The sequence below is a fragment of the Rickettsia endosymbiont of Thecocarcelia acutangulata genome (assembly GCF_964263195.1).
GTDB lineage: Bacteria > Pseudomonadota > Alphaproteobacteria > Rickettsiales > Rickettsiaceae > Rickettsia > Rickettsia felis.
Map to the genome: position 1 here is coordinate 272,881 of NZ_OZ181652.1, position 26,247 is coordinate 299,127.

Here is a 26,247-nt window from a genome sequence, read left to right on the forward strand (position 1 = left end):
AATAATCATATTATTGATGTATTTATAGTGCCACAAATCAATAATATTTATGTCTAAAAAACTTAAACATGATAAAATTATTCGGAGTGCATTTGAAAATCCTTTCGTTGCTAGGGAGTTTTTTGAGATGCATTTACCGCCTCATATCAAAGATTCACTCATATTTGAGACTCTTAAGATGGAAAAGGATAGTTTTATAGAGCCAAGTCTTAAAGAATCTATATTGGATATTCTATTTTTTGCTAAATTTGACGGTGAAGACGGATACTTATTTTTATTGCTAGAGCATCAAAGTAAACCTGATTATTATATGGCTTTTAGGTTATTCAGGTATATGTTAAATATTGCGGAACATCATAGGAAAGTACTAAAAAACAAAAAATTTCCTTTCATATATCCTTTAGTGTTTTATAATGGCACACAAAAATATAACGCTCCTCGAAATTTATGGAAATTATTTGAAAATAGTGAATTGGTAAAAGCTACTTGGACTAATGATTATCAGCTGATTATAATGTTCATGAAATTCCTGATGAACAATTGAAAGAGACAGCTTGGTCAGGAATTTTACAATTTTTTATGAAGCATATTCATGAGCGTGATTTGTTAAAAAGATGGCAAGAAATAGCTGATCTTTTGCCTAAGTTTGCTGAGGTTAATATTGGTATTAATTATATAGAACTAATTTTATTCTATACTTTGACCCAAATTAGTCAAAATGATATAATAGAAATAGAAAAAATACTTAATCACATTTAAACCATGAAGAAGGAGAAGAAATTATGGGGAGTATAGTGGATCATTGGCTGCAGCAAGGCAGACAAGAAGGGATAAATATCGGTGAGATGAAATTAGCAGAGATGGCAAAAAGAATGTTAAGGAAAAATAAGCCTTTAGACGAAATTATTGAATTTACCGGTTTTACAAAAAAAGGCATTGAAGAATTACAAAAACAACTCAAAAATCAGGGGTTAAAAAATTAAATTTCTCTTTGATAATTTAAAACGACATAATCTTTAGTTATAAGAGGGAAAAGCCCTTTATTGAAAGGTAATAATTCGGTTGTTTGATCTAAAAATTCTATTTCAATTATGTCACCGGCACCAAAATTAAGAATATTTTTAATTTTGCCTATTTCTTTATGATCTTGTTTTAATACCGGTAAATGATTTAAATCCGCTATATAAAATTCATCTTCTTCTAGTTTCGGTAAACTTGCTCTCAAGCAAAATAGTTTATAACCTTTTAAATTTTCAGCCTCATTTCGAGTAGCTATATCATTAAATGTACAAATTAATTCTCCTTTAGTATTTTGGCTAATTAGCTTAATATGTATATCTTCTCCTGACTCATTTACTAAATTTCTTTCAAGTATTTTTGTAGCAGGTTCGGTAAAAGATTTTAAAATTACATGACCTTTAATTCCGTGACATGATTTTATTACACCGACTAAAATTAAATTTTCTAAAGAATTCATTAATTTACCTTTAAATTTTGATAGTTATATATAATAATATATTTAAAAACTTTTTTACAGACATGATAAAAAAAATAGCTGCCGGCATTATAATTTGTTTCTCATTATTGTTATTTATAATCTTTGGTGCATTATCTTTTGTTAACTATAATTCGGTTACCAATAATCTTACCAGTCATTTAGGAATTGCAAAAGAAAATATTGGTAAAATAAAGATGAATAAATTTCCTTTGCCCTATTTAATTATTGAGACGATAAAGGAAGGAGGAGAGTTAGATTTAGAGCAGATTAAAATTCATTTTTCGTTGTGGTCGCTTATAAAATTTAATCCTAAAATTAATAAAATAGACATATTAGATGCTAAATTTTATTCTAATTCTAATGTATTAAATATTTATAATCATGAAGAGTTAATAAAGAATTTCTTTAAATATAAATTACAAAATATAAATCTAAATGTTACTAATCTAAGTATTATTAATAAACAAGACTATTCTATTTTAAATTTTAATAATTGTATATTAAAAAAAGAAAATGCTTTATCGTCTAATTACATATTTAAAACTACAAGTAACTATATAGGTAAAATTTCAGGTTCAATTAATAAACGTGACGATATAGTAGATTTTAGTCTTGATATTGATAATAATGATTATGGTTTTAAGCTATCGCAAATTTACAAAGATTTTAAGCTTACTAGCGGTAGCGGTGAATATCAGATTAAAAATTTAGCATCGGTAATGTATAATATATTACCGGATTTAAACCATCTTTTTAATAAATTTAATCAAAATGAGGCAGTAAACGTTAAATTTAATATTTCAAATAATGAAGATGAAATAGAGCTAAAAGACATAGTAATAGCATCCTCTTTTATTACAGGTAATGGATTTGTTAACATTGCTAAAAATGATAATATTACTACTAATGTGAAATTAGATTTTCCTAAAATAGATCTAAGTTCGTTAATTTCTCCAAATGCAGAGGTAACATTTAATACTTCTTCTTCAAACATTAGATTTATTTTTGCTGACAAATTGCTTAAAGCAGACGTAGCAATTAACGAAATAATTTTAAGTAGTAATGAAGCACTAGAAAAAATAGTCTTTTCTTCTAACTTATCAAAGGGTACTTTAAAGATAAATGAACTTTCAGGTAATATTAAGTCAGGTGGAGAATTTAAGCTTACAGGTAATGTAACACAGAATGCCGTTAGAAGTATGTTTGATGGACAGCTATATTTAAAGCACAATGATATAAATTCGTTACTGAATATTTTAGGATTTAACGATGTTACTATTAAAGAAGCTATTTCTTTTAGCTTGTCGTCGGATTTAAAACTCACTTTAATAGATTTATTTTTTAAAAATTTATTACTTAAAACGGACAATTTAAATTTATCGGGAAATTTTTCTAGTAAATTTATTGCTCAAACACCTCGTTTAGATGCTACGCTTAATATATCTTCACTTGACTTAAGCGGTAGGACGTATCCGATAATTTCGCCTCTTATCGAATTTACAAAAAATTTAACTAAGGATATGAAAACTTTAGATTATCCAAGTAAATTTATTCCTATTAGAACAATAGGATATTTAGCTAATTTAGATATTTTGATAGATAGCGTTAAGTATAACGATCATGTATTTGACAAAATGAATTTGCTTGCTAAAATCGTACCGGCTAATATAAAAATTAGTAATTTAGATTTTAAAACCGCGGGCAGCTATTTATCAACTAGCTGGAACTTGGATGCTTCGAGTGTATTACCGTCTTTGACCATAGAAATTAAGGACGGTAATCTTACTACTGATTTATTATCACCGGCAGGAATGCTTAATTTAAGAAATAAATTAATAAATGATTATAGTTTAGATAAAGCTACATTGCAATTTTACGGGACATTATCAACATTATCACAGAATAATTTAATATTGAAAAATGTTAAATTTTATGTAGCAAATAATAATAATCTATTACAATTTAATAATATTGAAGCAGAATTATTAGGCGGCAAGCTTCAAGGTAGCGGCAATATTTTATTGGAGCCTTATTCTATAAATTTCGTATATGCTTTAAATACAATAGATTTAGATAAAGTTTTGGCTCTTATGCCTAAAATATTTACTGCAAGTAGCGGAAAAGTAAGTATAAGCGGTAGTTTAGGGACTAACGGTAATAGCCTTCAAAGCCAGCTATATAACCTTACTACAAAATCACAATTTGCTATAAACAATATAGATGTTAATAATTTTGGAATTGATTCTTTTATAGAAAAAATTAATACAGCTGATTATAAGGTACAAAATTTAGATAAAGATATAAATAGTGCTATAACCACAGGACAAGAAAATATTAGAGGTATAAGCGGTGATATTGAACTACAAAAAGGTATTGCCCTTTTAAAGAAAGTAAAATTTGCAACACAATATAGTAGCGGTGCGGCTTCTTTTGCAGTTAATATATATAATTTTGATATGGATGCATCTAGTATTTTATCATTTTACGTACCGGCAAGGCTTGTTAAGTTAAATCCCTCAAATACAAGTTCCGATAAAGATAGTTTGGCACATCTTAATATAAAAATGCAAGGGAGTATTTTTGCTCCTAAGAAAACTTTTGATAGTAGTGAGCTAAAAAAATTACTTATACCACAAACAACTGAAAACAAAACTACTACAGATAACCATTAAAAAATAAAAATAAATGACTAATACTAAAACTTTAGAAGAAAATATTAGCTTTGAAGAAGCTTTAAAAGAGCTTGAGGAAATTGTTAAAAAAATAGATAACGGACAAGAGAGTCTAGAGACGGCAGTTAATAGCTTTGAAAGAGGTATTTTACTTAAGAATCATTGTGAAAAAAAATTAAAAGAAGCTCGGTTAAAAATTGAAAAAATTATTAAACTTGCTGATTCTACAGTGGTCTTAGAAGAGACGGAAGTGTAGCTCGCAAGGCATTGCCTGTCTGAATAGCTAGTCGTCATTGCGAGGAGCGAAGCGACGTGGCAATCTTGTCAAGCATCCTGAGATTGCTTTGTCGAATTACTATGTAATTCTTCTCGCAATGACGACTAGGTATCCATACAACAAGACTAATGCCCTGTGGGAATGACATAACGTAAAAACTACAATGCTTATGCTTAATCATATAATTGACTTTATCTATACCGTTCCTAATATTGTTTTGATGAGTTTTTGTGCGGGATGTTTATATTTAACAAAATATATTATTCCTAATAATTTTCAAAAAGAAGATCTTGGAAGCCTTGGCGGGTTTTTATCAGGTGTAGTCGGTAGTATGTATGCGGTATCAACCGGTTTTGTATTAATTTATTTACTCGGTAATTTTAATAAAGCACAAGAGGGGTGGCAGCAGAATCTATAGTATTGATGAGGCTTGCAGATAGTGTAGGTTGGCTTCCTCATGAAATGAGACCTGCAATTTATCTAGATATTAAAAATTATACCAAAGATGTAATGCAGCGTGAATGGCAATTAATGAAAGACGGCAAGAAAATCGGTCATGAAGCTCTTATTTTCCTCCAAGATATTAATAAGCGACTACAAGCTTATAAAGCAAGCGAGCAAATGCAGCTATTTACTAAGCAGGAAATCATTGAGGAGATAAAAGAGCTTTATACCGTAAGGTATAACAGGATTAAAATGTCCTATTTTTCCTTAAATATTCAATATTGGATAGTTGTATGTATAATGACCGCTATTAATTTAATTTTTGTCTGTATGCTTGGCACCAAGCTTTATTTACATAAGATTTCGGTTGGTTTAGTTTGTATCACTTCATCATAAATGCTCTTTTTATTATTTATCCTTGATAAACCTTTCCGTGGTCCTTTTGCCGTTAATCAATATGACCTTATTAAGGCTGTACATTATATCGAACGTCTTAATTGACTCATAGTGCCGGACAATTTTTATTCTGTGTCATTCCTTATAGTACCGGACAGCTTTTGTTCTATGTCATTCCTGCGTGGCATTGTTGCGTAGACTGGTAAAACCTACTGTGTCACCTAGTTCGCTTGCTAACTAGGTCCATAAAAACAATAACAAATACTAATAATTTTAGTATTTTTAACTGGATCCCGTGATCAAGCCACGGGATGACAGTGGTGAAATCGAGCCATGCAACAACGCCGGTCAAGCCACGGGATGACAGAGGTAAAACTGATCCACGCAACAATGCCATGCGGGAATGACATAAAACAATCCATTCAACAATACCGCCTTTAGCTAGGAATGACATAAAAGGCAGCGGGAAAGTGTGCATATTTCAATAAATCCTTAAGATAAATTTATTTTCCCTTTACTTTATTAATATTTTGTATATAATGCGTTACTAATTTAATTAAATATTAATATCTTAAGGTTTTATCATGCAAAATTCACAAACTAATATTACGATCCCTAAAGGCGATAATAATAAGATAACTTTTTTACCTAGTGAGAAAATTGTTTCAGAAAATTCTATATCGGACATAAAAACAATAATAAAAATGTTACAGGAAGAAGATATAAAATATTATCATAATGCTATGCCGTTTTTAGATAATCTAGATTACATAGGAGAAATAATTCTTTTTTGTATTAATCGGGTAGCTAATAAGGTTAAAAAAACTGAAAAAAAATGGTTGAAGAAAAAACGATTGAAGAAAAATTGATAGAAGAAATTATGGGAGATGTATTTAGGAGATTTGAATATTCGGAATATAGTAATCATAAATTGTTTCGTAATTACAAAATATTAAAAACAAAAGATCCTAAGAAATTTACATATAAAATACCTTCTTTAGATCCGGGTAATCGCATGAGAGAATGTACCGTCGGAGAAAAAGAAACAAATCCTATTGATAAATTTGAGAAAATTAAAGCAATAAATGTTGCATTAGCACCAAGTATAATAAACAATAATATTACGAATACTGCGAATATTACTAAAGATTTATTAGAAAATTCTAAAGAAATTTTAGATTTACTTTCTAAAGAACCGGCAAAATATCAACATACTCTTAAAATAATTAATTCATCAATTCAGTGTATAGAACCAAAATTTCAACTTAAACCGGTAATGGCGTTAAAAGAGCATTTAAAGGAAAATACCATTGCATTAGTACATGCTTCAAAAGTACTTATGGATAATAACCTATATGAAGAAGTAATAGAATTACTTGAACCGAAATTATTAAATATTACTTCAGTTGATAATATAATAGCTCAAGGTATGTATAATCTAGGTTCATCTTATATGAGTATAGGAAATTATAACAAAGCAGAGCAATATCTCGTAAATTCCTCAGCAGGATTACCTAAAGATGATTTAGATTTAATAATGAGCTTATATGACATTTATATCGTTACTTATAGAATAGCAGAAGCAAAAGAATTATTAATTAATATTTCATCCAAAGATATAAAAGATTATTTAACCTTATCTTTAGGTATAGATAAGGTTACTCCAAAAAAATTAGCGACGATTAATAAAAAAAACTTACCTTTTAATCTTTTGCAAAATTACAAATATTACGAATATATTGCTAAGTATAATAATTATTCAAATAGTGAAAAAGAGAAACAGCAAAAACAATTAACTAATGATTTTAAAAAAATTATTAGTTCGACAAATGTTGATAAAGCTTTTGTACTTAGTGTAGCACTTTACACAAAACAAAATGAAATAGCTTTAGATATTTTAAAAGAACTTCCTAAAGTTTTTTTTTTTTTGAAACATTTCCTAACTTAATAAGGCTTAAAGCTTTACTTGATCCTACCTCAATATTATCGTTACAGGAAAAATACGGAGATATAGATAACGAAGAGAATGTAGCTATTTTTAAGATAGCATGTAATTCTTTAATAATAGAAAATAGAACCGAATTACTTACTAAAGTACTTGAAGTTCAAAAACAAAATGCCGGAATTAGTGATGAATTTTTATTTGAAATGAAATTTGTTGTTGCTTTACTAGGCGGAAATAAAGCAGAAGATAAAGAATGTATAGAGCAATTAAGTGAAGAAAAACAAGAAGAAATTATTACTAATTTTTCTTCAAACGATGAACAAATAGATAGTGTAGAACAATTCGTCGAGCAGTTTGATGCTAAGAAAATTCATGAATATTATCAGACAAAAAAGAAACATGATCTTCTGCTTATAAGAGAACAAGTGACTAAAACCCCTATAGGCGGTTGGAAGCTTGAAGGCGGCGAAATAATTACTACCGAAAAGGCTAAATTTATCGGTAAATTTAAAGGAAAAAATTGCTACGGAGTCATTTCAGAAAAACTTGAAGCTAAGGTCGGTTCATCTAAATTTGATATTTTTAAAAAGATTTTAGAAGAAAAAGGATTAATTTGCCGTAAATTCGGACAGAACGGCGTAAAGTTTCTTAAAAAAGCTTTTGAAGTTAAAATAGACGGTGATGAGCGTGTGTATACTAACCACGTAAGTACCAATGAGGAAGGAGAGTTATTGTTAAATTTTGACCATAACGGTGATCATCTAGAAGTAAAAAGCTTTGTTAGTGGACATAGTTTAGTGTGGCATGATTTTGTTTAACGCAAATAGCGAATTATTGCATAATCCGCTATTCGGCTAGAAAGATTGAATATAAAAGGTGAAAAGCGGTTTCCACCTTTTATATAAATTAATAGTAAATTACGGTGTTGCTCGTATGGCTTGAGAAAAGTGTTCTATGTCATTCCCGCGTAGGCGGGAATCCAGTTAAGTTAAGATTTTTTTAGCATGGATCCCTGCTTTCGCAGGGATGACATCGAGGATTTTTTAAAAACTGTCCGGTACTATACTATATCAGTAACAACATAACGCCATAATTTATCCGTGCCTTTAGTAATACCTATACGAGCAGTAGTAGAGTAGGGTAGCTTTAAGCCGATATCGCCGACAAAAAATTCGTTATTATTGATAAGATCGCATTTATTATGAGAAATATTAATTCCAAGGTATCTGCATAATTTACCCGGACCATTTAGATATAGATTTTTAGGTGAAATAACATGTACACCTCGAATTAAGGTTGCAGCCGGAAAGCCTTCAGTTTCAGTTACGAAATTTAAACAATAATACATTCCGTAAATTAAATAGACATAGCTAAAGCCTGCAGGACCAAACATTATATCTGTTCTTTTGGTACGCCCTCTTGCTGCATGGCAAGCAGGATCATCCTGTCCTATATAGCTTTCAGTTTCAGTAATGATAGCTGTTTTACCTTGGAAATATAAGACTTTACCGATTAACTCAGTGCTTACTAAGTTAGTATCTCTTGTAAAAAATTCACGAGATAATGGGATTAATTTATTCATATTTTTTTTAAAAGATATTTAAATTTTTGTGCCATTTTGTAGGAGTGAATTCAGTAATTTCATATTCTGCTACATCATTAATGTAAAAGGGGGCTTCTTTTAATATATCTTTAAGTTGACTTAGTTTTTCTATATTAGCTAAAATAATACCACCAATTCTCGGATGTATAGGACCTGATAAAATAAAATATCCCTTATCATAATATTTATCTAAAAATTTTCTATGTTCTGTAATAAATTTTTCAATGGAAGAAAGGTCTAAGCCTAAGGTATATTTAAGATTTACAATAAACATAATTTATATTTTCTTATTAAATGATTTGGAATTTTTTATAGAGAGTGGAACAGCATCATACCCACCATTACAAAACGGTTGGCATTTGATGATTCTTTTAAAGGTAAGCCACAAGCCTTTTATGCTGCCGTGTATTGTTATAGCTTCTTTAGCATATTCTGAACAAGTGGGGTGAAATCGGCAATTATTGCCAAGTAGCGGGGAAATGAAATATTGATAAAATCTAAGTAATAATAAGATTCTAGTCATTTTGTAGTTTACTCTTCTGATTTTAAGAATTGCTCTTTCATTTTTTCAAGGATTCATATCCTTACCTATTAAGTATAGGTTGCGGGTGTTCACCTTTTAAAAGAAAATTCAATTCTTAAAATCATTTGAGTACTCATCTATTAGTTTTTCCATTTTTTCTTCAGTTAGATCTTCATAATAATCATCATTGATTTGTATGACTGGTGCGTTAACGCATGCTCCTAAACATTCTATCTCACTTAAAGTAAATTTTTGATCTTCAGTGGTTTCTTTGAGTTTTATACCTAATTTTTTTTCGCAAATTTTCATGATATCATCACTACCACGCAGCCAGCAAGGGGTAGTAGTACATACTTGAATATGATATTTACCGACAGGTTTTAAGTTAAACATAGTATAAAATGTTGCAACCTCATAAGCTCGCATATAAGGCATTTCTAGCATATTTGCGACATATTCGATAGCAGGCACGGGTAGCCAACCGCCATTTTGACGTTGCGCTAGATCTAGCAGTGGCAATATAGCACTTCTTTTACCTTCCGGCGGATATTTTTTTATAATATCTTCTGCTAGATTTAAGTTTTTCTTATCAAATGTAAAATTTGTACTCATATATTTTTTGTGTTGTTTCTGTGTGGTTCGATTTCATCGTCATTGCGAGAAGAATTACGTAGTAATTCGACGAAGCAATCTCGGGCTAAAGTCCTGAGATTGCCACGCTCCTTGCAGTCGCTCGCAATGACGGCTTAATGTCCACGCAGGCAATGCCTGCTCGTAATGACGAGTCTACCTATCTATCTCACCGAATACTATATCAAGCGTTGCAATAATAGTAATAACATCTGCCATTAAATGACCTTTAGATATAAAATCTAGTCCTTGCAAATGAGCAAAGCCTGGGGCTTTAATTCGGCATCTATAAGGTCTATTACCTCCTTGCGAGTATAAATATACACCAAACTCGCCTTTAGGAGCTTCTACTGCTTTATAAGTCTCACCGGCTGGGACGTCATATCCTTCCGTATAGAGCTTAAAATGATGAATCATTGCTTCCATAGATTCTTTCATTTTAGCCCTTGTCGGTGGTGTAAGCTTAGGATCATCAGTTTTAACTGCACCTTTCGGCATTTTCTCTATACATTGCTTGATTATCTTAATAGATTCATACATTTCAAGCATGCGGACGAAATATCTGTCGTAACAATCACCGTTTTTGCCGATTGGTACTTTAAAGTCCATTTCATCGTAAACGTCATAAGGGTTTGACTTGCGTAAATCCCAAGCTATGCCTGAACCTCTAAGCATCGGTCCTGAAAACCCCCAATCCATTGCCTCTTTTTGAGACACAACGCCGATATCTACTAAACGTTGTTTCCATAACCTATTTTCATTTAGTAGGCTTTCTATATCATGAAGTTTAGGAGGAAACTGCTCTATAAACTTATCTATATCTTCAAGTAAACCGTCAGGTAAATCTTCTGTAACGCCCCCAGGTCTAAAGTAGTTTGAATGCATACGAGAGCCGGAAACACGCTCGTAAAATTCCATGATTTTTTCTCGCTCTTCAAAAAGCCATAATAAAGGAGTAGTAGCACCGATATCTAAAGCCTGACTGCCAATATTCAAAGTATGGTTCAAAATTCTTGTTAGTTCTGAGAATAGTACCCTGATAAACTGAGCTCTTCTAGGGATTTCGCATTCTAATAACGACTCGACTGCCAAAGCAAACGCATGTTCTTGGCACATTGGCGAAACATAATCAAGGCGATCAAAATATGGTATAGCCTGCAAATATGTTTTATGCTCAATAAGCTTTTCCGTACCACGATGCAGTAACCCAATATGAGGATCGGCGTTATTTACTACTTCCCCTTCCATCCCAAGAATTAACCTTAAAACCCCGTGAGTTGCCGGATGCTGCGGACCAAGATTCAGAGTTATAGTTTTGGTGTTGTTAGTCATGGTTAGTAATTATATATTGATCAAACGTTATTGCGAGAAGAATTACGTAGTAATTCGACGAAGCAATCTCAGGAGTATTATTTCATGAGATTGCCACACAGCCTAAGGCTGCTCGCAATGACGGTTTTGATGTAATTCTATTTCTGGATTCCTGCTTTCGCAGGAATGACATCAGTTGCCTTTTCATCCCCGGGTAATACGTAAGTCGGGCTATGCCAGTGAGAGCTAAAATCAAACTCACGATATTCTATATCTAAATCGACCGGCTCATAAGCTACTTTCTTTAGCTGCTCATCATATTTAACTTGTGTATAACCTGTTAACGGGAAATCTTTACGTAATGGATGTCCCTCGAATTCATAATCGGTTAGTATTCGTCTTTTATCGTCATTGCCATCGAAATTTACCCCGTACATATCGTAAACTTCACGCTCATACCAACAAGCGGCACTAAATATATTCATTGCCGAAGGTATAGTTTCTTTTTCAGATATGTTTACTTTTATTATTAAACGCTTATTTAATTTTAAACTTAGTAAATTATATACTACTTCAAACCTCTTGTCTCTTTCAGGAAAATCAGCCCCAAATAAATCAGTAAGTACAGTAAAGCGTAATTCTTCCGATTCTTTTAAAGCTTTTAAAAACGGTAATAAAAAATTCAGCTCGATTTTATAAGCTAAGTAATCCTTAACTATAATAGGTGTTATTAAGGTGCTAGATTTAGCTGCAAATTTTTCAATGAGTTTGTCTAGCGTCATACTTAAAACCTGTAGTGCGTTTAATTTTTTTCTGTAACTGCATAAGTCCGTAAATTAATGCTTCGGCGGTAGGAGGGCAGCCAGGGACATATACGTCAACCGGTACGATTCTATCACAGCCACGCACTACCGAATAAGAGAAATGATAATAGCCGCCGCCATTAGCACAGCTACCCATTGAAAGCACCCATTTAGGCTCAGCCATTTGATCATATACTTTACGTAGAGCCGGTGCCATTTTATTAGTAAGCGTTCCTGCAACTATCATAAGATCGGACTGCCTTGGACTTGGTCTAAATAACATACCGAAGCGATCCATATCATATCTACTTGCTGCTGCCTGCATCATCTCAACAGCACAACAAGCAAGCCCAAAAGTCATAGGCCATAAGGAATTAGCTCTCGCCCAGCCTATAACGTCATCAACTTTAGTGAGTAAGAATCCTCTATTAGAAAGCTCATTATTTAATAATTCGTTTTCTTGATAAAAACTGTGTTTCATATAATTACCAGTCTAAAGCTCCTTTCTTCCATTCATATATGAACCCGATAGTAAGTACGAATAAGAAAAATATCATTGAGAAAAAGCCTATTTTACCTATCATATTAAGGCTAATAGCCCAAGGTACTAAAAATGCGATTTCAAGGTCAAATATGATAAATAAAATGGCAACTAAGTAAAAGCGTATATCAAATTTTGACCTTGCATCACTAAAAGGTTCAAAACCACACTCATAAGGCTCTAGCTTATCTTTATTATATTTCTTTGTCGATAATAGGGTAGGTAGAATCATTATTAAACCGGAAACCAATACCGCAATGCCGAAAAATATAGCAATCGGTAGATATTCTTGTAAAAGCTCTGAATTTTGTAGCATATGTTTTTATTGTTTTTCGTTATTGCGAGGAGAATTACACAGTGATTCGACGAAGTAATCTCAGGATGTTTGACGAGATTGCCACGCAGCCTACGGCTGCTCGCAATGACGTATGTTTAATGACAATATTCTATATCTATACCAAATAGCATCAATTATCAACGACAATATCAGGTTTAACTAGTAACTTCATTAAAACTAGTACCCAAATACCGCTTGATATCCACCATATTTGCCAAATATTATATGAAATCATGCCGATAATATAGTAATTTATGAAGCATGAATAAGAAGCTGCTCTAAAATTAGAACTCTTTATATTATCGACTTGTTTTAAGTATTTATAAACTAAGCATAAAAATAATACTAATCCTATTATACCAAGTTCAAGAGTAATTTGTAATATATTATTATGAGGGTGTAGCGGTAACGGATGCCATTTTTCATCTTTATAATCGATCATTTCATTATCACCAACTTCGATATATTTAGAAGAAGCAAAGCCATAGCCTAAAATTGGTTTTAGGGTGATTTTATTTGCAACAAAATGCCAAATAAATAAACGATGAGCAGTGGAAGGTTGTGTAGCTAAATATTTTTCAGATAAATCTCGTGGTTCTATTTGTTTAGCTATAACAGGAAATAGTAACGAGCCGGTAATTAAACTTATTGCAATTAATTTGAAAAATATCGGCTTTATAAGCCTTGCTAAAATAAATATTACTCCGCCTATACTAAAGCCTAAAAAACTTGCTAAACTATCGGAAATACTTAATAAATAAAGCACTAATATATATAGCATTAATGCGTGTCTTCTTTTACCGCTAGAGAGTAAAATTATAATCGCTACCCAAGAAGTAATTGAAAGTAAAGCACAACCACGATCTAGCATATATAAGCCAAAACTAGCTTTGAATGTTCTTGTTAAAAAACCATGAGAAGAATATTCAATGAAGAATAATAATATTGCCGTGAGAATTCCGAGTATTAAAGCTTTTTTGAGCTGCAAGCGATTCCCGAAAGGAGCGGAATTACTAACTGCAAAGCCGAGAAATAAGATTATGAAAACTTGAATAAAAGTAGCTAAACTATTAATAGGATGAATTGCAAGTAAACAAGATATAAAGTACCAAGCGGTGAATATTACTGTCACCCCGTGGCTTGACCACGGGGTCCAGTCTTTTTTATTTTTGCTGGATACCGTGGTCAAGCCACGGTATGACATACTCAGCAAAAATACTGTTACAGTAGCTGCAACCGATAAGCCCGCTACCATTCCAAGGCTTGGAATTAGGAATATTAAAGTTGAAGTTAAATAATTTATCATTTCAATTAAAAACAATCTTTAGCAAAAATTTCGTAGATTGGGTGTTCAAATGTTGAAAGTGAAATGCTTGAAGAAATCATCCATCCTTGAAAGAGTAAATTAGGATCTTCATCTATTTTATATTCTGTTACGGTCATCAGTAAATAATTATTTTCATTATACGGATCAAGGTTTTTTATACATTTATGCAATTTGATTTTTATATTACCGAAATATTTTTCCTCTCCAACTTTAAAATTCATTTCTTCGGAAGTAGCGGTAATTTTATTTAGAGCAATAATTTTACCGTTTGTATAGCTCTTAAACTCGGAACTATCATTAATATTATCATTGGTGTTTAAAACAGGATGGTTTTTATCAAGAGGAATAAATACATCGTTTTCAATATCTTCGGTTGTAGTGACCGACTCTAAATTCTCTGCAAATATAGAAGAGTAAGCACATATGATCGTGATAAAAACAATTCTTAGTAACTTCATAAATAAACATATTATTTTTCAAAATTATATACTATGGGGGATTAATGGCAATGATAATTTGCGATAAGGTTTTAACGTCATTGCAAGAAGAATTACATAGTAATTCGACGAAGCAATCTTAGGATATTTGACGAGATTGCCACGCTCCTTTCAGTCGCTCGCAATGACGATGTAGGTACAATGCTCCATTCTAAAGAACTCTTAAATTCTATTTTACGGCAGGATTTTCATAGCTTTATCATTAAGGTATTTAATACTATTAATCCGGGAGCAGAGTATTACCCAAGTAAACATATAAGAATAATTACCGATTATTTAAATGCCGTGCAAAACGGCAGATATTAACCGTTTAATAATCAATATACCGCCAAGGAGTTTAAAATCTATTTGTGTTAGCGTTGCTTGGCCTGCTTATTTACTTGGGACAAGTCCCACCAAAAGGATTATGGCTGCTAGCTACTCTCAAATACTTAGCATTAAACACTCACTAGATTGTCGGTTTATTTTAAATTCCGATTGGTATAAGGAACTTTTTCCGAATACTATCCTTAGTAAAACCCATAATCAAAAAAGTAAGTTTTTAACGACAGCTAACGGCTTTAGATTTGCAACATCGGTTGGAGGAACGGCAACAGGTGAGGGCGGTGATATCTTAATTATCGATGATCCTCATAACCCTACGCAAATTCATTCTTATAAAATACGTAAGAAAGTTATAGATTGGTTTGAGCAAACTTTTGTTAGCAGACTAAATAATCGTAATAAGGGAGCGATAGTTCTAGTTATGCAGCGTCTTCATAGTGATGATTTATCTGGTTATCTACTTAATAGTAGCAATTCATGGCATCATTTAAAAATTCCAGCTATTAGCATTCAAGATTACTCCTTTAAATTAATGAATAAAGAATATCAATATCTTAGCGGTGAGATTTTAGATAGCTACAAAGAACCTTCTGACTGTTTAATGAAATTAGAGCAGGAAATAGGTAGCTATAATTATAATGCTCAATATCTACAAGAACCTATAGCTAGGGGGTCATCTTTGCTTAATATGGAGGATATTAGCTTTTATGAAACTCTACCTGAGAAGTTTGATTATTTTGTGCAAAGCTGGGATACGGCAATTAAAATTTCTGAAGATTCCGATTATAGTGTTTGTACTATAGGGGGATTCTTGAGCAGAAATATTATCTAGTATCATTAGTACGGAAAAAAATTAATTATCCTGAGCTTAAAAATATAACGGAAAAATTAGCTAGAGAATATCAGCCAAAATTTATATTAATCGAGGATAAAGCAAGCGGTCAACAATTGATTCAAGATATAGGGTTTTTAGGCGATAATATTAGAGTGATCGGGATTAAGCCAAGATTTGATAAAGTTACGAGATTCGCCTCGGTAGTCCCTTTATTTCAATCAGCTAGTGTTTTAATACCCAAACAATCAAGCATAATTTTAAAGGAATTACTGAATTTTCCTCATATTAAAAATGACGATATAGTGGATTCCGTTAGCCAGTTCCTGAATTTTATGAAAGATAAATCGCTAAAGCAACCCGCAAGGATTAGGAGTTTAATATAAAAATAGTTGCTTTTTTGTATGGATGTTGGTAGTATTACCGTGTTTTGAAAACGTCATTGCGAGGAAATTACGAAGTAATTGACGAAGCAATCTCAGGAGTTTATTATTTCATGAGATTGCCACGCAGCCTACGGCTGCTCGCAATGACGGGGCGGTATCCACGCAGGCAATGCCTCCTCGCAATGACAATACCTAGGCTGGGTAGCAAAGTGGTAATGCCGTGGACTGCAAATCCTCTATTCGTCGGTTCGATTCCGACCCTGGCCTCCATATAAAAATCATAAAATCTTATGGAATTTATTTCGCAATTCCTAGAAATGCTCTTAGCGGAGCGAGCATTATCAAAAAACTCCATACTTAGCTATAAGCGTGACCTATTCGATTTTCAAAATTATCTTGCTAAACAAAGATTATCCGAATTAAATATTACCACAGAGAATGTTAGAGATTGGATTGAATATCTAGCAAGTAATGATTTACAAGCACGCTCAATTAACCGAAAAATATCGACTATAAAAAGCTATTATGAATTTTTAATTAGCGAAAATCATACTGCCTTTAATCCGGTTCTTAACGTAGATTTACCGAAATATCAAAATAAACTTCCCGAAATATTGTCTATAGATCAAATTAAATCGTTACTTGAATATTGCTCGCAAGATAATTCTCCTGAAGGTATACGGCTTAATGCTATGATTCATTTGCTTTATGCTAGCGGCCTTAGAGTCTCGGAGCTTGTTAGCCTTAAGCTTACTGATATTCTGACTAATAAAACATCTAAAGGAGAAGTAAGAAAAATATTTTCGGTACTTGGTAAAGGCAATAAAGAAAGAGTCATAGTAATAAATGAACAGGCAGTTATCTCTATTGCTAAATATCTTGCAATTAGAGATATTTTTGTGAATAAAGCTAAACCAAAAAATCTCATTTATTTATTTCCCTCATCAGCTTTAGCAGGTTATATGACTAGGCAAAATTTTGCAATTCTGTTAAAATCTGTCGCTCTTTATGCCAATCTTAACCCTGAACATATTTCTCCTCATATATTACGCCACAGCTTTGCAAGTCATTTACTTGAAGGCGGAGCAGACTTAAGAGTAATTCAAGAGTTACTCGGTCATGCTGATATATCAACTACCCAAATATATACTCATCTTCAAACTAATCATTTAAAAAAAGCATTATTGCATCACCCCCTTAACAAAGATTAATTTATCTTAATCTTTTATAAAATGCTTGTTAATATTTTTTAACTAAATATAATCGCCTTTTTAATTTAAGGAATAAATTATATGAAGCTAAAAGAAATTATGCTCTCTTGTATTAGTAAACTTAGAGAAATTGAAGAAAAATATCCTAGATTAGCTCAAAAGAAAGAATCAGGATTCAATGTTTATTCCGGGTTAGGTCAAAGAAACTTAGAAAGAGAAGAATTGTGTGATGAAGCATCACATAATTTAGCAAATTTAGTTATCCAAGAAATAGATAACGAAAATTTTGATTTTGGGATTTTACAAAAGATGCAGCAGGCTTTTAGCATTGCAAGTAAGCAAAAACAAAGAAAAGCTTTTATAAGTTTTTTAGATAAAGAGCTTAATAAAGAGCAATTACATAAACTCAGTCAAGCAATAATGGAAAATGCAGATGAATTAATGCCGGATGATGATCCTAATTTCGTTTGTCGTACTCCTAATAATAAAGTTTTCCAAGAAATATTATTATTGCAAGCAGAAAGAAACAATTTTGCTGTAGAAGTTGATAAAAAAGGAACTTTAAAAATTAACTTTCCTAGCAAGATACTTGAACTTTACAAGTTATTAGTAGATAATTTTTATTTGAAAAACTTTGAAAAAGAGGAATTGCAGAAAAAATTATATCAGGAATTGTTCCATGATTGTCAAATTCCTTTTGAAGAACTAATTGAAAAAGAGGAATTGCAGAAAAAATTATATCAAGAATTGTTCCATGATTGTCAAATTCCTTTTGAAGAATTAATTGAAGAAGTAAGTTTTTTTGAAAATTTTATTGAATGCTTAAAAGAATTTTATATTAAAAATAGCTTAGCACAAAGCATAATGTTTTTACTTGTAAGTAAATATATTGAAGAACATGATGTAGCAAAAGAATTATTTAAGTCAGAGAGGTTTAAAAAAGTAAGTGAATTAGAAAAATTTAAACCATACTATGATATTAATAAGGGCGATGAAGTAGATAGTTATGTATTTAATTCTATATTAAATGATGTAAAAGGTGTTTATATTAGCAATTTAGCATCTTCAAATATATTAGAGCTAGTAAATCATAGTCAACCAGATGGTGGGATAGTATCAATAGAAATTCTAGGAAATAGCGAAAGTCCAGTATGACTTTCTAGATACTGTCTTAAAGTTTTGATTATAAATATAGTAAAAATCTCTAGAAATTAATTTAATCTATCATTAATATTTAAATAATTACAAGTTAGATTAATATATGGCTACAAAAAATAAAAAAGAAACAGTGAATACTGGAACAAAAAATTTAGCAAATTTAGTTATCAAAGAAATAGGTAACGAAAATTTTGATTTTGATGTTTTGCAAAAGATGCAGCAGGCTTTTAGTACTGCAAGTAAGCAAAAACAAAGGGAAGCTTTTATAAGTTTTTTAGATAAAAAGCTTAATAAGGAGCAGTTACATAAGCTCAATCAAGCAATAATGGAAAATGCAAATGAATTAATGCCGGATAATGATCCTAATTTTGTTTGTCGTACTCCTAATAATAAAGTTTTTCAAAGAATATTATTGTTGGAAGCAAAACGCTCAGGTATGAAAGCAAAATTTAATGATAAAGGAGAATTACAATCTCTTGATGTAAAAGATATAACCCAGGAAATATTAGATCACTATCGTATTTTACAAGAAAAATTTTATCCTAAAAGAAATTCTAAAGATTTAGTAGATAGTAGAATAGCTCAAAGTGTTAATTTTTTATTATATGCTCCACTTTTTCGAGAATCAGAAATATATGAGAAAATATATAAAAAATCACCGGAAGAAGCATTGAAAATAGAAGGAGGAATATCTGCTCCTAACGGTAAGTATGTTAAACAATTAGTAGATGCTAAAATAGGAACCAATATACATTTTAATACCAAAGAAAATTTAGAAAATAAAGCAAATGAAGGAAAAGAGATTAAGATATCTTCAATAATTGAAAAAGCAATAACAACACTTGAGAAAGACAAAAAGGTAAGTATTGAAGATAAGAGACGAGAAGAAATAAAAAGGCATTTATCTAAATCCTTAGAAGGAGCTTCTGATTATATATTAACATTCAAAAAAAATGATTTAGTAGATATAATACATCAAGAATTAGATAAAAGACAAACTTGGTGGTCAAAGATTGTTAATTATATAAGTATAAAATCATATTCTATTTCTAAAGAAAATCTTGAGAAAATAGGAAAAATAATAAATAGTGAAATTAAAAATTCTCATACTCCTTTAAAGGTAGAAGTACAAGAACAGTTAAAACAAATCTCAAAAGAGTTAAATAGATTAAATAATCCGGCATTGCCGTCAGAAGCTAAAAAGGTTCAGGCAAAATCCAAAAAACCGCCTGTTCCTCCAAAACCTGAACATCTCAAAAAAAGAAATCATGGATTATAATGTCATTCTTCGCTAAAAGCGGGAATCCAAGGCTTTGGGATGTCATACCGTGGCTTGACCACGGGATCCAGTTAAAAATACTAAAATTATTAGTATTTTTTATTGTTTTTATGGACCTAGTTAGCAAGCCACGGGATGACACATTGGATTTTACCGGTCCATGCAACAACGCCGCACGGGAATGACATCGAACACGTTTAATGATCTATGCAATAATAATTTATAATTTATTACTTCCCATAATATTGTAGCCGCAATCTACATAATGAATTTCACCGGTAACACCTTTAGATAAATTACTAAATAAATATACTGCTGCTCCTCCTACATCTTCTTGGGTAGTATTACGTTTTAACGGTGCGGTTGCAGCGTGAGATTTAAGCATAGTACTAAAATCACCTATTGCACTAGATGCTAGAGTTTTGATAGGTCCTGCCGAAATAGCGTTTACTCTAATATTATTTTCTCCCAAATCGTTTGCTAGATATTTTACACTAGCCTCAAGTGCAGCTTTAGAAATCCCCATTACATTATAATTAGGTATAACTTTTTCAGCACCGTAGTAAGTTAACGTCACAATGCTTCCGCCGTCATGCATTAAGGCTTCTGCGGACCTTGAGAGTTCTAAAAGAGAATAACATGATATATGTAAAGAATTATGAAAATTTTCTAAGCTAGTATCAACATAACGTCCTTTTAATTCATTTTTATCGGCAAAAGCCATACCGTGAAGTAAGAAATCGAAGCTACCCCATTTCTCTTTTATATCATCAAATAAATTACTAATTGATTTTGGATTCGTAACATCAAGTTCGCTAACAAAATTACAACCTATTTCCTCAGCGAGTGGTTTAACTCGTTTTTCTAGTACTTCCGATTGATAAGTAAACCATAGCTCTGCTCCGTGTTTTTTAGCAAGCTGTGCAATCGCCCACGATATTGACATATTATTTGCAATGCCTGTAATTAAGCCTTTTTTTCCTTGTAGTAATCCTGTAGTCATTTATTTACTCATTATATTAAAACTTGCTGAAATGATAGCATGATGTATTATTTTGTAAACAAATAATCGATAAAAATGTATAAACCTAAAATCATATGTTTACTGCTAGGGATGTTAAGCGGTTTAGCTTTTGCTCCGACTTTTTTTATACCGGCATTATTAACGTTATCTTACTTATGTTATATAGTTCAAAAATCCGAAAATTGGCAAGAAGCCGCAAAATTTGGTTATTTATTCGGTTTTGGGCATTTTTTAAGTGGAATATATTGGATAAGTATTGGTGTTAGCGTTTATATTGCAGATTTTTGGTGGGCAATTCCTTTTGCGTTATTTGGGCTACCTATAGTTTTAGCTTTCTTTATATCGGCAAGCTGCACGCTTAGCTTTTTTACTAAGAATAATAAATATTATCAATTTATATTTTGCATATGTTGGGTATTATTCGAGTGGGTACGTTCGTGGATTTTTACCGGTCTTCCTTGGAATTTGATCGGCTATGCTTTCTCGTTTTCAGATATTTTAATACAGCCTTTAAGTATAATAGGGATATATGGACTTAGTTTTATAGTTATATATATTTCTACATCAGCTTATCCTTTATTTAGGAAGCAATTTACTCAGTTAAAAATATTACTAGCTAGTTCAGTCCTAATATTAAGCGTAATTGTCATTTACGGAGCAGTAAGGCTAAGTAATAACCCTACAAATTTCACTGATATAAAAGTACGATTAGTGCAGCCTTCAATACCTCAAACTGAAAAATGGAATGAAGAAGAATTTTGGCATAATTTAATGCTACATATTAATTTATCGGAAAATTCCGAACCCACCGATTTAATTATTTGGTCTGAAGCAGCATTAGTAGTACCTGATGATATACCGCAAGTTAAATCAGAATTACTAAAAATGCTAAATTCTACAAATGCTATTTTGATAACAGGAGGTATCTCGAATAATAAAAAACAAGGTGATGAATTTAGCCTTTACTCAGCTATGTATGCTCTTGATAAAAATGATCATAAATTATTTGAATATCATAAATCACATTTAGTACCTTTCGGTGAGTATATGCCTCTTAAAAAGATACTACCGTTTAAAAAATTAACTTACGGTTTAATTGATTATAAAGAAGGAGACGGAGGGCTTGTTTATCTTGAAAAATATAATCTTAAAATTAAACCTTTAATTTGTTATGAATCTATTTTTTCTGATTTTGTACGGACGAATAATGAAATAGCCGATGTAATAATTAATATTACAAATGATGCGTGGTATGGTAAATCAAGCGGTCCATATCAGCATTTTCATATTAGTAGAAGTAGAGCCATAGAGAACGGTTTACCTATGATTAGAGTAGCAAATAACGGTATTTCAGCTATAGTAGATCCTTTTGGTAGAACAATAGAAAAACTAAATCTAAATGAAATAAATTATACTCAAGGTTTAATTCCTAAAAAACTAACCTCTCCTACTATATTCTCGCAATTTGGTAATTTTACTATTCTATTACTCATCGTTTTTATATTTTTAATTAATTATTTATTAGCCTTAATCCTTGATAACTAAAAGGTTTTAGCATTATTATATTTAATTTTTAATAAAGTTGCTTGATTAAATATAAAGTAATATATTTACTACATTTAAAGTTGAATAGACTTTATTAATAATTAAAGCTTATTGTTAAAATGAATGATTCAATAAAACATCCGGACAAACTCGCAAGTGAACGTTTAAAAGAACGACGTCTTGCTGTAGGTATTAGCCAAAAAGAATTAGGGCAAGCTTTAGATATTAGTGCTCTCCAAGTTAAAAAATATGAAGAAGGTTTAAGTAATATACCTATAAGTAGGTTATATGTTTTTGCAAAAGTTTTAAATACGCCTTTAAAGTATTTCTTTAATTAGTTCTGAAGAAGAAAAGCTAAAAACTGACGATGAAAATACTTCTAATAATAAAATTGAATATCTATTCAAAGAAATAGAAAGTGATTTCTTAAATAATATTGCTGAAGAAGAAGGGCAATATGAAAATGACGTCTCTTTTGATTATAAAGAATTATCAAGGACTATGGAAAGAGAACTTTTATCTTTAACTAGAGCATTTACTAGAGTACAAAATCCAAATATTAGAAAAATAATAATTGAACTTGTCAGATCAGTATCTATATCTTGTGAATAATATTTAAATTTTCATTGACTTAGCATTACAAAAACATTAATTTTTTTTAAAATTAATGATCATTATGATACCGGTTTAACAGGTGAAGAGCCGCCTATAAGCTGGACTGCAGGTCAAGATGTTCTATCGCAATTAATAGGGCAAACGGTATTAGAACAAACAGAAAATACATAGTTTAAGGAATGAATTTCTTTTTCATTTTGCAAGCCTTGCTGCATAAGTACTGAATCGTTATTGCGAGCGGGCATTGCCTGCGTGGATATTTGAACCGTCATTGCAAGGAGCGAAGCTTTGCTGCAATCCAGAAAAAATAATAAAAAAATTCTGTAAATCAGAATTTTTAACTGGATTGCTTCGTCAATTACTTCATAATTTCCTCGCAATGACGGGAAAACCGGTCCATGCAACAATGCCTTGCGAGGAGCAGAAAATCCGTTCGGTGTCATACCGTGGCTTGACCACAGTATCCAGTTAAAAATACTAAAATTATTAGTATTTGTTTATTATTTTTATGGCCCCCGTGGTCAAGCGAACTAGGTGACACAGTGGGTTTTACCGGTCCACGCGGGAATGACATAGAACAAAAACGTCTCGGTACTATAAGGTCAAGCCACGGGATGACAGAGGTACAATCGATCCACGTAGCAACTTTATGCAATAATAACTTTTCACAAAATCGGGAATGGCATTGAAGTATGGCTATCTCAGGTAATACTATTTATTGGTTATTGACATAATCTTAAAATAGTGCTAAACATTAAAAATTAAGAGACTATCTATAAATAAGTTTAATTAGTAGTTAAAGAGCTTTTTTAGCAAAAATTGATAAGATTTTTGAAAGAATATTATTTGTATTTCAAAAAAATCTTACTATTTGCAGCAAAAAATAATTTAATTAGCCTTAAAGTTTATTTACAGATAGCCTCTAAGGTAGGGCTTTCTTGACTATTTAGCTTCTAGTTAAAGAAAGATAGGTTCTTTTACTTTATATTTCTACAGTTAAAAATAATATTTATGATATCTTTAAAGGTTAATAGTTTAATACAAAATTGGCGTTGGTGTAGATAATTTTTTGCGTTTATATGTTTGCTATATGCAAATTTAGATTTTGATTATTAAATTATAACTTATGACAGGATATTAAAATGTTTATCTCTAATATTTTTCAAAAATTTTTTTCTTTTCTTTTTGTTTTATTTATCACCGCTGCAATTTATGCGGATCAAAAAAAAGTAGCAATTATTGTTCCGCTTGAACATGCTGCAATGACCGAGATTATATTGGGAATTAAAGAGTCGCTAAAAGACATAGATACAGAAATTATAGTTAAAAATGCTCATGCTGATTCTAATATTTTGCTTGCCATTGTAAAGCAAATAAAAGATCAGGATATTGATGTAATAATTCCAATCGGCACGACAACCAGCCAAACTGTTATTTCTTATATAACAAATAAACCGATTGTTTGTGCTGCTGCTATGATTAACAGTAAAAACCTACCTTTAGTTACCGGTGTTAACGATGAGATAAAAATCACCGACACCATTAGTAAATTACCTTTTTTACAGAATATCACTTTAATTTATAGCAGTAGCGAGAAAGTTATACCTGAAGTAGAAATGTTAAAATTATATACTGGAAAAAACAATATTTCTCTGCACACGGTAATGATACAAAATTTAAATGATATGCCGGTCGCTGTAAAAAATGCTCCTGAAAATACGCAGAGTTTTGTAATTCTGAAAGATCATTTGGTAGTTAGCGGAATTAATATTTTAAAGCAAGAAGCATTTAAACGCCGTATTCCTATCATTGCTTCCGATGAAGGTTCGGTAATTAGTGGGGCAACTATTGCCGTAGGAGTGCAAGAAAAGCAAATAGGCGTAGAAGCGGGTTTAATGGCAAAAAAAATCTTACAAGGAACAGAGCCGAAAGATATTCCATTTGGGGATATGCAAGACTTAACTTTGTTTATTAATCTTCAATCTCTATCAAAGCAAGTTATTCTAACTAAAGAAAATTTATCCGTACTTCCTTTTACTAAAAAAGAACTTACAGAGTAGTAACATGAACATTTTAGTTACTGCTCTTGAGCAATCCTTAATAATGTTGCCGCTTATTTTAGGGATATATATAAGTTATCGAATCTTGAAAATTACCGATCTTACCGTAGACGGTACTTATGTATTTGGTGCGGCGGTGTTTGCCCGCACTATTTCATTGGGGTTATTTCCTGCATTAATATTTGCCGTAATATCAGGCGGAATTATCGGCAGCATAGTTAGTTTTATGCAGAAAAATAACCGTATTAACGGGCTTATAGCCGGAATACTTGCAAGTTTTATGCTTTATTCCGTTAACTTGCAAATTATGCAGTGTCCTAATATATCGGTTCTTGGTATGCCGACTCTACTATCTATATTAGATCTCGAAAATTGGTTAGTGCCTTTAATAATAATTAATTGTCTTATTATATTTGCTGTTATAATTTTATTGAAAGGTAAGCTTGGTTTATTCCTTCGAGCTTTTGGTTTTAATAAAGATTTATTGATTAATTTAGGAAAACCTGCCGAGCTTTATCGCACGCTTGGGCTTAGCATAAGCAACTGCCTAGCTGCCTTAACCGGCACTTTATCGGCACAAATAAACGGTTTTGCCGATATTAATATGGGTTTTGGAGTGGCATTAGTCGGTATCGGTGCGATTGTCATAGGGCGGCATATTTTAATCCATTCTAATAATTTTAATGCGTTTAAAGAGATATTTTCTTGTTTTATAGGCATATTATTTTACTTTATTGCTCTGAGCGTTTTACTCCGAATTGGTATCGAACCCATAAATCTTAAGCTTATTTTAGGAATAGTGTTATTTATTTCATTGAGTACGGTGGGTAAGAAATAATACTTGTAATGTCATTCCCGTATGGCATTTCCCGCGTGGATACCGATGTCATTCCAGCAACGGCGGGAATCCAGAAAATGATTGTCACCCCGTGGCTTGACCACGGGGTCCAGTTAAAAATACTAAATTTAGTATTTTTTATTATTTTTATGGATACTGTGGTCAAGCCAC

The 26,247-nt window shown here is 31.5% G+C and carries 30 protein-coding genes, 1 tRNA gene and 5 pseudogenes; 23 read left to right on the forward strand and 13 right to left on the reverse strand.

The annotated features are described in order from the left end of the window. Positions 1–49: 49 nt before the first annotated feature. The 3 genes from ACE38Q_RS01470 to ACE38Q_RS01480 are packed head-to-tail and all read left to right on the forward strand — an operon-like array spanning position 50 to position 983. Positions 50–544, forward strand: coding sequence for an Rpn family recombination-promoting nuclease/putative transposase (locus ACE38Q_RS01470; protein ID WP_500189818.1), 495 nt, complete (start codon positions 50–52; stop codon positions 542–544). Then, positions 541–759, forward strand: coding sequence for a hypothetical protein (locus ACE38Q_RS01475; RefSeq protein ID WP_500189819.1), 219 nt, complete (start codon positions 541–543; stop codon positions 757–759). The genes ACE38Q_RS01470 and ACE38Q_RS01475 overlap by 4 nt, the downstream gene beginning before the upstream one ends. A gap of 23 nt (positions 760–782) precedes the next feature. Continuing rightward, entirely contained in the window at positions 783–983 is a 201-nt protein-coding gene (locus tag ACE38Q_RS01480; RefSeq protein WP_500189820.1) for a transposase, read from the forward strand. Here ACE38Q_RS01480 and rimM read toward each other — a convergent pair. After that, complete coding sequence (rimM, locus tag ACE38Q_RS01485; protein ID WP_500189821.1) at positions 980–1,477, reverse strand: ribosome maturation factor RimM; 498 nt, start codon at positions 1,475–1,477, stop codon at positions 980–982. The genes ACE38Q_RS01480 and rimM overlap by 4 nt on opposite strands. 62 nt (positions 1,478–1,539) lie before the next feature. Between rimM and ACE38Q_RS01490 the strand changes: the two genes are divergently transcribed. The 3 genes and pseudogenes from ACE38Q_RS01490 to ACE38Q_RS01500 all read left to right on the forward strand — a co-directional run bounded on the left by ACE38Q_RS01490 (position 1,540) and on the right by ACE38Q_RS01500 (position 5,392). Then, positions 1,540–4,170, forward strand: coding sequence for an exodeoxyribonuclease 7 small subunit (locus tag ACE38Q_RS01490; RefSeq protein WP_500189822.1), 2,631 nt, complete (start codon positions 1,540–1,542; stop codon positions 4,168–4,170). 13 nt (positions 4,171–4,183) lie between these two features. Continuing rightward, positions 4,184–4,426: an exodeoxyribonuclease VII small subunit gene (locus tag ACE38Q_RS01495; protein WP_500189823.1), complete on the forward strand. Its 243-nt coding sequence runs from the start codon at positions 4,184–4,186 to the stop codon at positions 4,424–4,426. A 241-nt stretch (positions 4,427–4,667) separates the two neighbouring features. Beyond that, a pseudogene (locus ACE38Q_RS01500) lies at positions 4,668–5,392 on the forward strand (bestrophin-like domain). Between the two features lie 112 nt (positions 5,393–5,504). On the opposite strand, the gene ACE38Q_RS01505 reads toward ACE38Q_RS01500, so the two are convergent. Continuing rightward, positions 5,505–5,765, reverse strand: a complete 261-nt coding sequence (locus tag ACE38Q_RS01505) for a hypothetical protein (RefSeq protein ID WP_500189824.1) — start codon at positions 5,763–5,765, stop codon at positions 5,505–5,507. A 106-nt stretch (positions 5,766–5,871) separates the two neighbouring features. On the opposite strand from ACE38Q_RS01505, the gene ACE38Q_RS01510 reads away from it, so the two are divergent. From ACE38Q_RS01510 to ACE38Q_RS01520, 3 genes are all read left to right on the forward strand, one after another. Beyond that, positions 5,872–6,156 carry a hypothetical protein gene (locus ACE38Q_RS01510; RefSeq protein WP_500189825.1) on the forward strand — a complete coding sequence of 95 codons (285 nt, stop codon included), beginning with the start codon at positions 5,872–5,874 and terminating at the stop codon, positions 6,154–6,156. After that, entirely contained in the window at positions 6,123–7,235 is a 1,113-nt protein-coding gene (locus ACE38Q_RS01515) for a tetratricopeptide repeat protein (protein WP_500189826.1), read from the forward strand. The genes ACE38Q_RS01510 and ACE38Q_RS01515 overlap by 34 nt, the downstream gene beginning before the upstream one ends. Positions 7,236–7,435: 200 nt before the next feature. Continuing rightward, positions 7,436–8,050: a hypothetical protein gene (locus ACE38Q_RS01520; protein ID WP_500189827.1), complete on the forward strand. Its 615-nt coding sequence runs from the start codon at positions 7,436–7,438 to the stop codon at positions 8,048–8,050. Between the two features lie 242 nt (positions 8,051–8,292). Here the strand turns inward: ACE38Q_RS01520 and ACE38Q_RS01525 are convergent, their stop codons facing one another. The 10 genes and pseudogenes from ACE38Q_RS01525 to ACE38Q_RS01570 form a co-directional block, all read right to left on the reverse strand. After that, entirely contained in the window at positions 8,293–8,814 is a 522-nt protein-coding gene (locus ACE38Q_RS01525; RefSeq protein ID WP_500189828.1) for a DNA-3-methyladenine glycosylase, read from the reverse strand. 7 nt (positions 8,815–8,821) lie between these two features. After that, positions 8,822–9,109 (reverse strand): YciI family protein, encoded by a 288-nt coding sequence (locus ACE38Q_RS01530; protein ID WP_500189829.1) that lies wholly within the window; start codon positions 9,107–9,109, stop codon positions 8,822–8,824. Between the two features lie 3 nt (positions 9,110–9,112). Next, positions 9,113–9,358 carry a membrane protein insertion efficiency factor YidD gene (gene yidD, locus ACE38Q_RS01535; protein ID WP_500189830.1) on the reverse strand — a complete coding sequence of 82 codons (246 nt, stop codon included), beginning with the start codon at positions 9,356–9,358 and terminating at the stop codon, positions 9,113–9,115. A gap of 108 nt (positions 9,359–9,466) precedes the next feature. Further along, positions 9,467–9,979: pseudogene (gene nuoE / locus ACE38Q_RS01540) on the reverse strand (NADH-quinone oxidoreductase subunit NuoE); the annotation flags it as partial. 165 nt (positions 9,980–10,144) lie between these two features. Beyond that, positions 10,145–11,320, reverse strand: coding sequence for an NADH dehydrogenase (quinone) subunit D (nuoD, locus tag ACE38Q_RS01545; RefSeq protein ID WP_500189831.1), 1,176 nt, complete (start codon positions 11,318–11,320; stop codon positions 10,145–10,147). Between the two features lie 137 nt (positions 11,321–11,457). Next, entirely contained in the window at positions 11,458–12,081 is a 624-nt protein-coding gene (locus ACE38Q_RS01550) for an NADH-quinone oxidoreductase subunit C (RefSeq protein ID WP_500189832.1), read from the reverse strand. Continuing rightward, a complete protein-coding gene (locus ACE38Q_RS01555) occupies positions 12,059–12,583 on the reverse strand; it encodes a NuoB/complex I 20 kDa subunit family protein (protein ID WP_500189833.1) in 525 nt (174 codons plus the stop codon). The genes ACE38Q_RS01550 and ACE38Q_RS01555 overlap by 23 nt, the downstream gene beginning before the upstream one ends. Before the next feature lie 4 nt (positions 12,584–12,587). Then, positions 12,588–12,959, reverse strand: a complete 372-nt coding sequence (locus tag ACE38Q_RS01560) for an NADH-quinone oxidoreductase subunit A (RefSeq protein WP_500189834.1) — start codon at positions 12,957–12,959, stop codon at positions 12,588–12,590. A gap of 151 nt (positions 12,960–13,110) precedes the next feature. Next, positions 13,111–14,283, reverse strand: a pseudogene (locus ACE38Q_RS01565) (O-antigen ligase family protein). Positions 14,284–14,291: 8 nt separating this feature from the next. After that, positions 14,292–14,765 (reverse strand): DUF2155 domain-containing protein, encoded by a 474-nt coding sequence (locus tag ACE38Q_RS01570; RefSeq protein ID WP_500189835.1) that lies wholly within the window; start codon positions 14,763–14,765, stop codon positions 14,292–14,294. A gap of 180 nt (positions 14,766–14,945) precedes the next feature. Between ACE38Q_RS01570 and ACE38Q_RS01575 the strand changes: the two genes are divergently transcribed. The 8 genes from ACE38Q_RS01575 (at position 14,946) to ACE38Q_RS01610 (ending at position 20,179) form a co-directional block, all read left to right on the forward strand. After that, on the forward strand, positions 14,946–15,110 hold the full coding sequence (locus ACE38Q_RS01575) for a hypothetical protein (protein ID WP_500189836.1): 165 nt from the start codon (positions 14,946–14,948) through the stop codon (positions 15,108–15,110). Beyond that, a complete protein-coding gene (locus ACE38Q_RS01580) occupies positions 15,085–15,960 on the forward strand; it encodes a hypothetical protein (protein ID WP_500189837.1) in 876 nt (291 codons plus the stop codon). The genes ACE38Q_RS01575 and ACE38Q_RS01580 overlap by 26 nt, the downstream gene beginning before the upstream one ends. Beyond that, a complete protein-coding gene (gene terL, locus ACE38Q_RS01585; RefSeq protein ID WP_500189838.1) occupies positions 15,921–16,346 on the forward strand; it encodes a phage terminase large subunit in 426 nt (141 codons plus the stop codon). Before ACE38Q_RS01580 ends, terL begins: the two co-directional genes overlap by 40 nt. A 195-nt stretch (positions 16,347–16,541) precedes the next feature. Further along, positions 16,542–16,616 (forward strand) — tRNA-Cys (locus tag ACE38Q_RS01590). A 20-nt stretch (positions 16,617–16,636) separates the two neighbouring features. Further along, entirely contained in the window at positions 16,637–17,557 is a 921-nt protein-coding gene (gene xerD / locus ACE38Q_RS01595) for a site-specific tyrosine recombinase XerD (RefSeq protein ID WP_500189839.1), read from the forward strand. An 81-nt stretch (positions 17,558–17,638) separates the two neighbouring features. Beyond that, positions 17,639–18,712 carry a DUF5410 family protein gene (locus tag ACE38Q_RS01600; protein ID WP_500189840.1) on the forward strand — a complete coding sequence of 358 codons (1,074 nt, stop codon included), beginning with the start codon at positions 17,639–17,641 and terminating at the stop codon, positions 18,710–18,712. Positions 18,713–18,818: 106 nt separating this feature from the next. Next, positions 18,819–19,994 (forward strand): DUF5410 family protein, encoded by a 1,176-nt coding sequence (locus ACE38Q_RS01605; protein WP_500189841.1) that lies wholly within the window; start codon positions 18,819–18,821, stop codon positions 19,992–19,994. Beyond that, positions 19,994–20,179, forward strand: coding sequence for a hypothetical protein (locus ACE38Q_RS01610; protein WP_500189842.1), 186 nt, complete (start codon positions 19,994–19,996; stop codon positions 20,177–20,179). The genes ACE38Q_RS01605 and ACE38Q_RS01610 overlap by 1 nt, the downstream gene beginning before the upstream one ends. Positions 20,180–20,214: 35 nt before the next feature. On the opposite strand, the gene fabI is transcribed toward ACE38Q_RS01610, so the two are convergent. After that, positions 20,215–20,997, reverse strand: a complete 783-nt coding sequence (gene fabI / locus ACE38Q_RS01615; protein WP_045812494.1) for an enoyl-ACP reductase FabI — start codon at positions 20,995–20,997, stop codon at positions 20,215–20,217. Between the two features lie 75 nt (positions 20,998–21,072). On the opposite strand from fabI, the gene lnt reads away from it, so the two are divergent. The 6 genes and pseudogenes from lnt (at position 21,073) to ACE38Q_RS01645 (ending at position 26,076) form a co-directional block, all read left to right on the forward strand. Next, positions 21,073–22,563: an apolipoprotein N-acyltransferase gene (gene lnt, locus ACE38Q_RS01620; protein ID WP_500189843.1), complete on the forward strand. Its 1,491-nt coding sequence runs from the start codon at positions 21,073–21,075 to the stop codon at positions 22,561–22,563. Between the two features lie 119 nt (positions 22,564–22,682). Then, positions 22,683–22,901 (forward strand): helix-turn-helix domain-containing protein, encoded by a 219-nt coding sequence (locus ACE38Q_RS01625; RefSeq protein ID WP_500189844.1) that lies wholly within the window; start codon positions 22,683–22,685, stop codon positions 22,899–22,901. 328 nt (positions 22,902–23,229) lie between these two features. Continuing rightward, a pseudogene (locus tag ACE38Q_RS01630) lies at positions 23,230–23,349 on the forward strand (negative regulator of beta-lactamase); the annotation flags it as partial. Positions 23,350–23,398: 49 nt separating this feature from the next. Then, positions 23,399–23,571 (forward strand): annotated as a pseudogene (locus tag ACE38Q_RS01635) (zinc ABC transporter substrate-binding protein); the annotation flags it as partial. A gap of 749 nt (positions 23,572–24,320) precedes the next feature. Then, positions 24,321–25,238: an ABC transporter substrate binding protein gene (locus ACE38Q_RS01640; RefSeq protein ID WP_500189845.1), complete on the forward strand. Its 918-nt coding sequence runs from the start codon at positions 24,321–24,323 to the stop codon at positions 25,236–25,238. Positions 25,239–25,242: 4 nt separating this feature from the next. Continuing rightward, positions 25,243–26,076 carry an ABC transporter permease gene (locus ACE38Q_RS01645; RefSeq protein WP_500189846.1) on the forward strand — a complete coding sequence of 278 codons (834 nt, stop codon included), beginning with the start codon at positions 25,243–25,245 and terminating at the stop codon, positions 26,074–26,076. Positions 26,077–26,247: the final 171 nt, after the last annotated feature.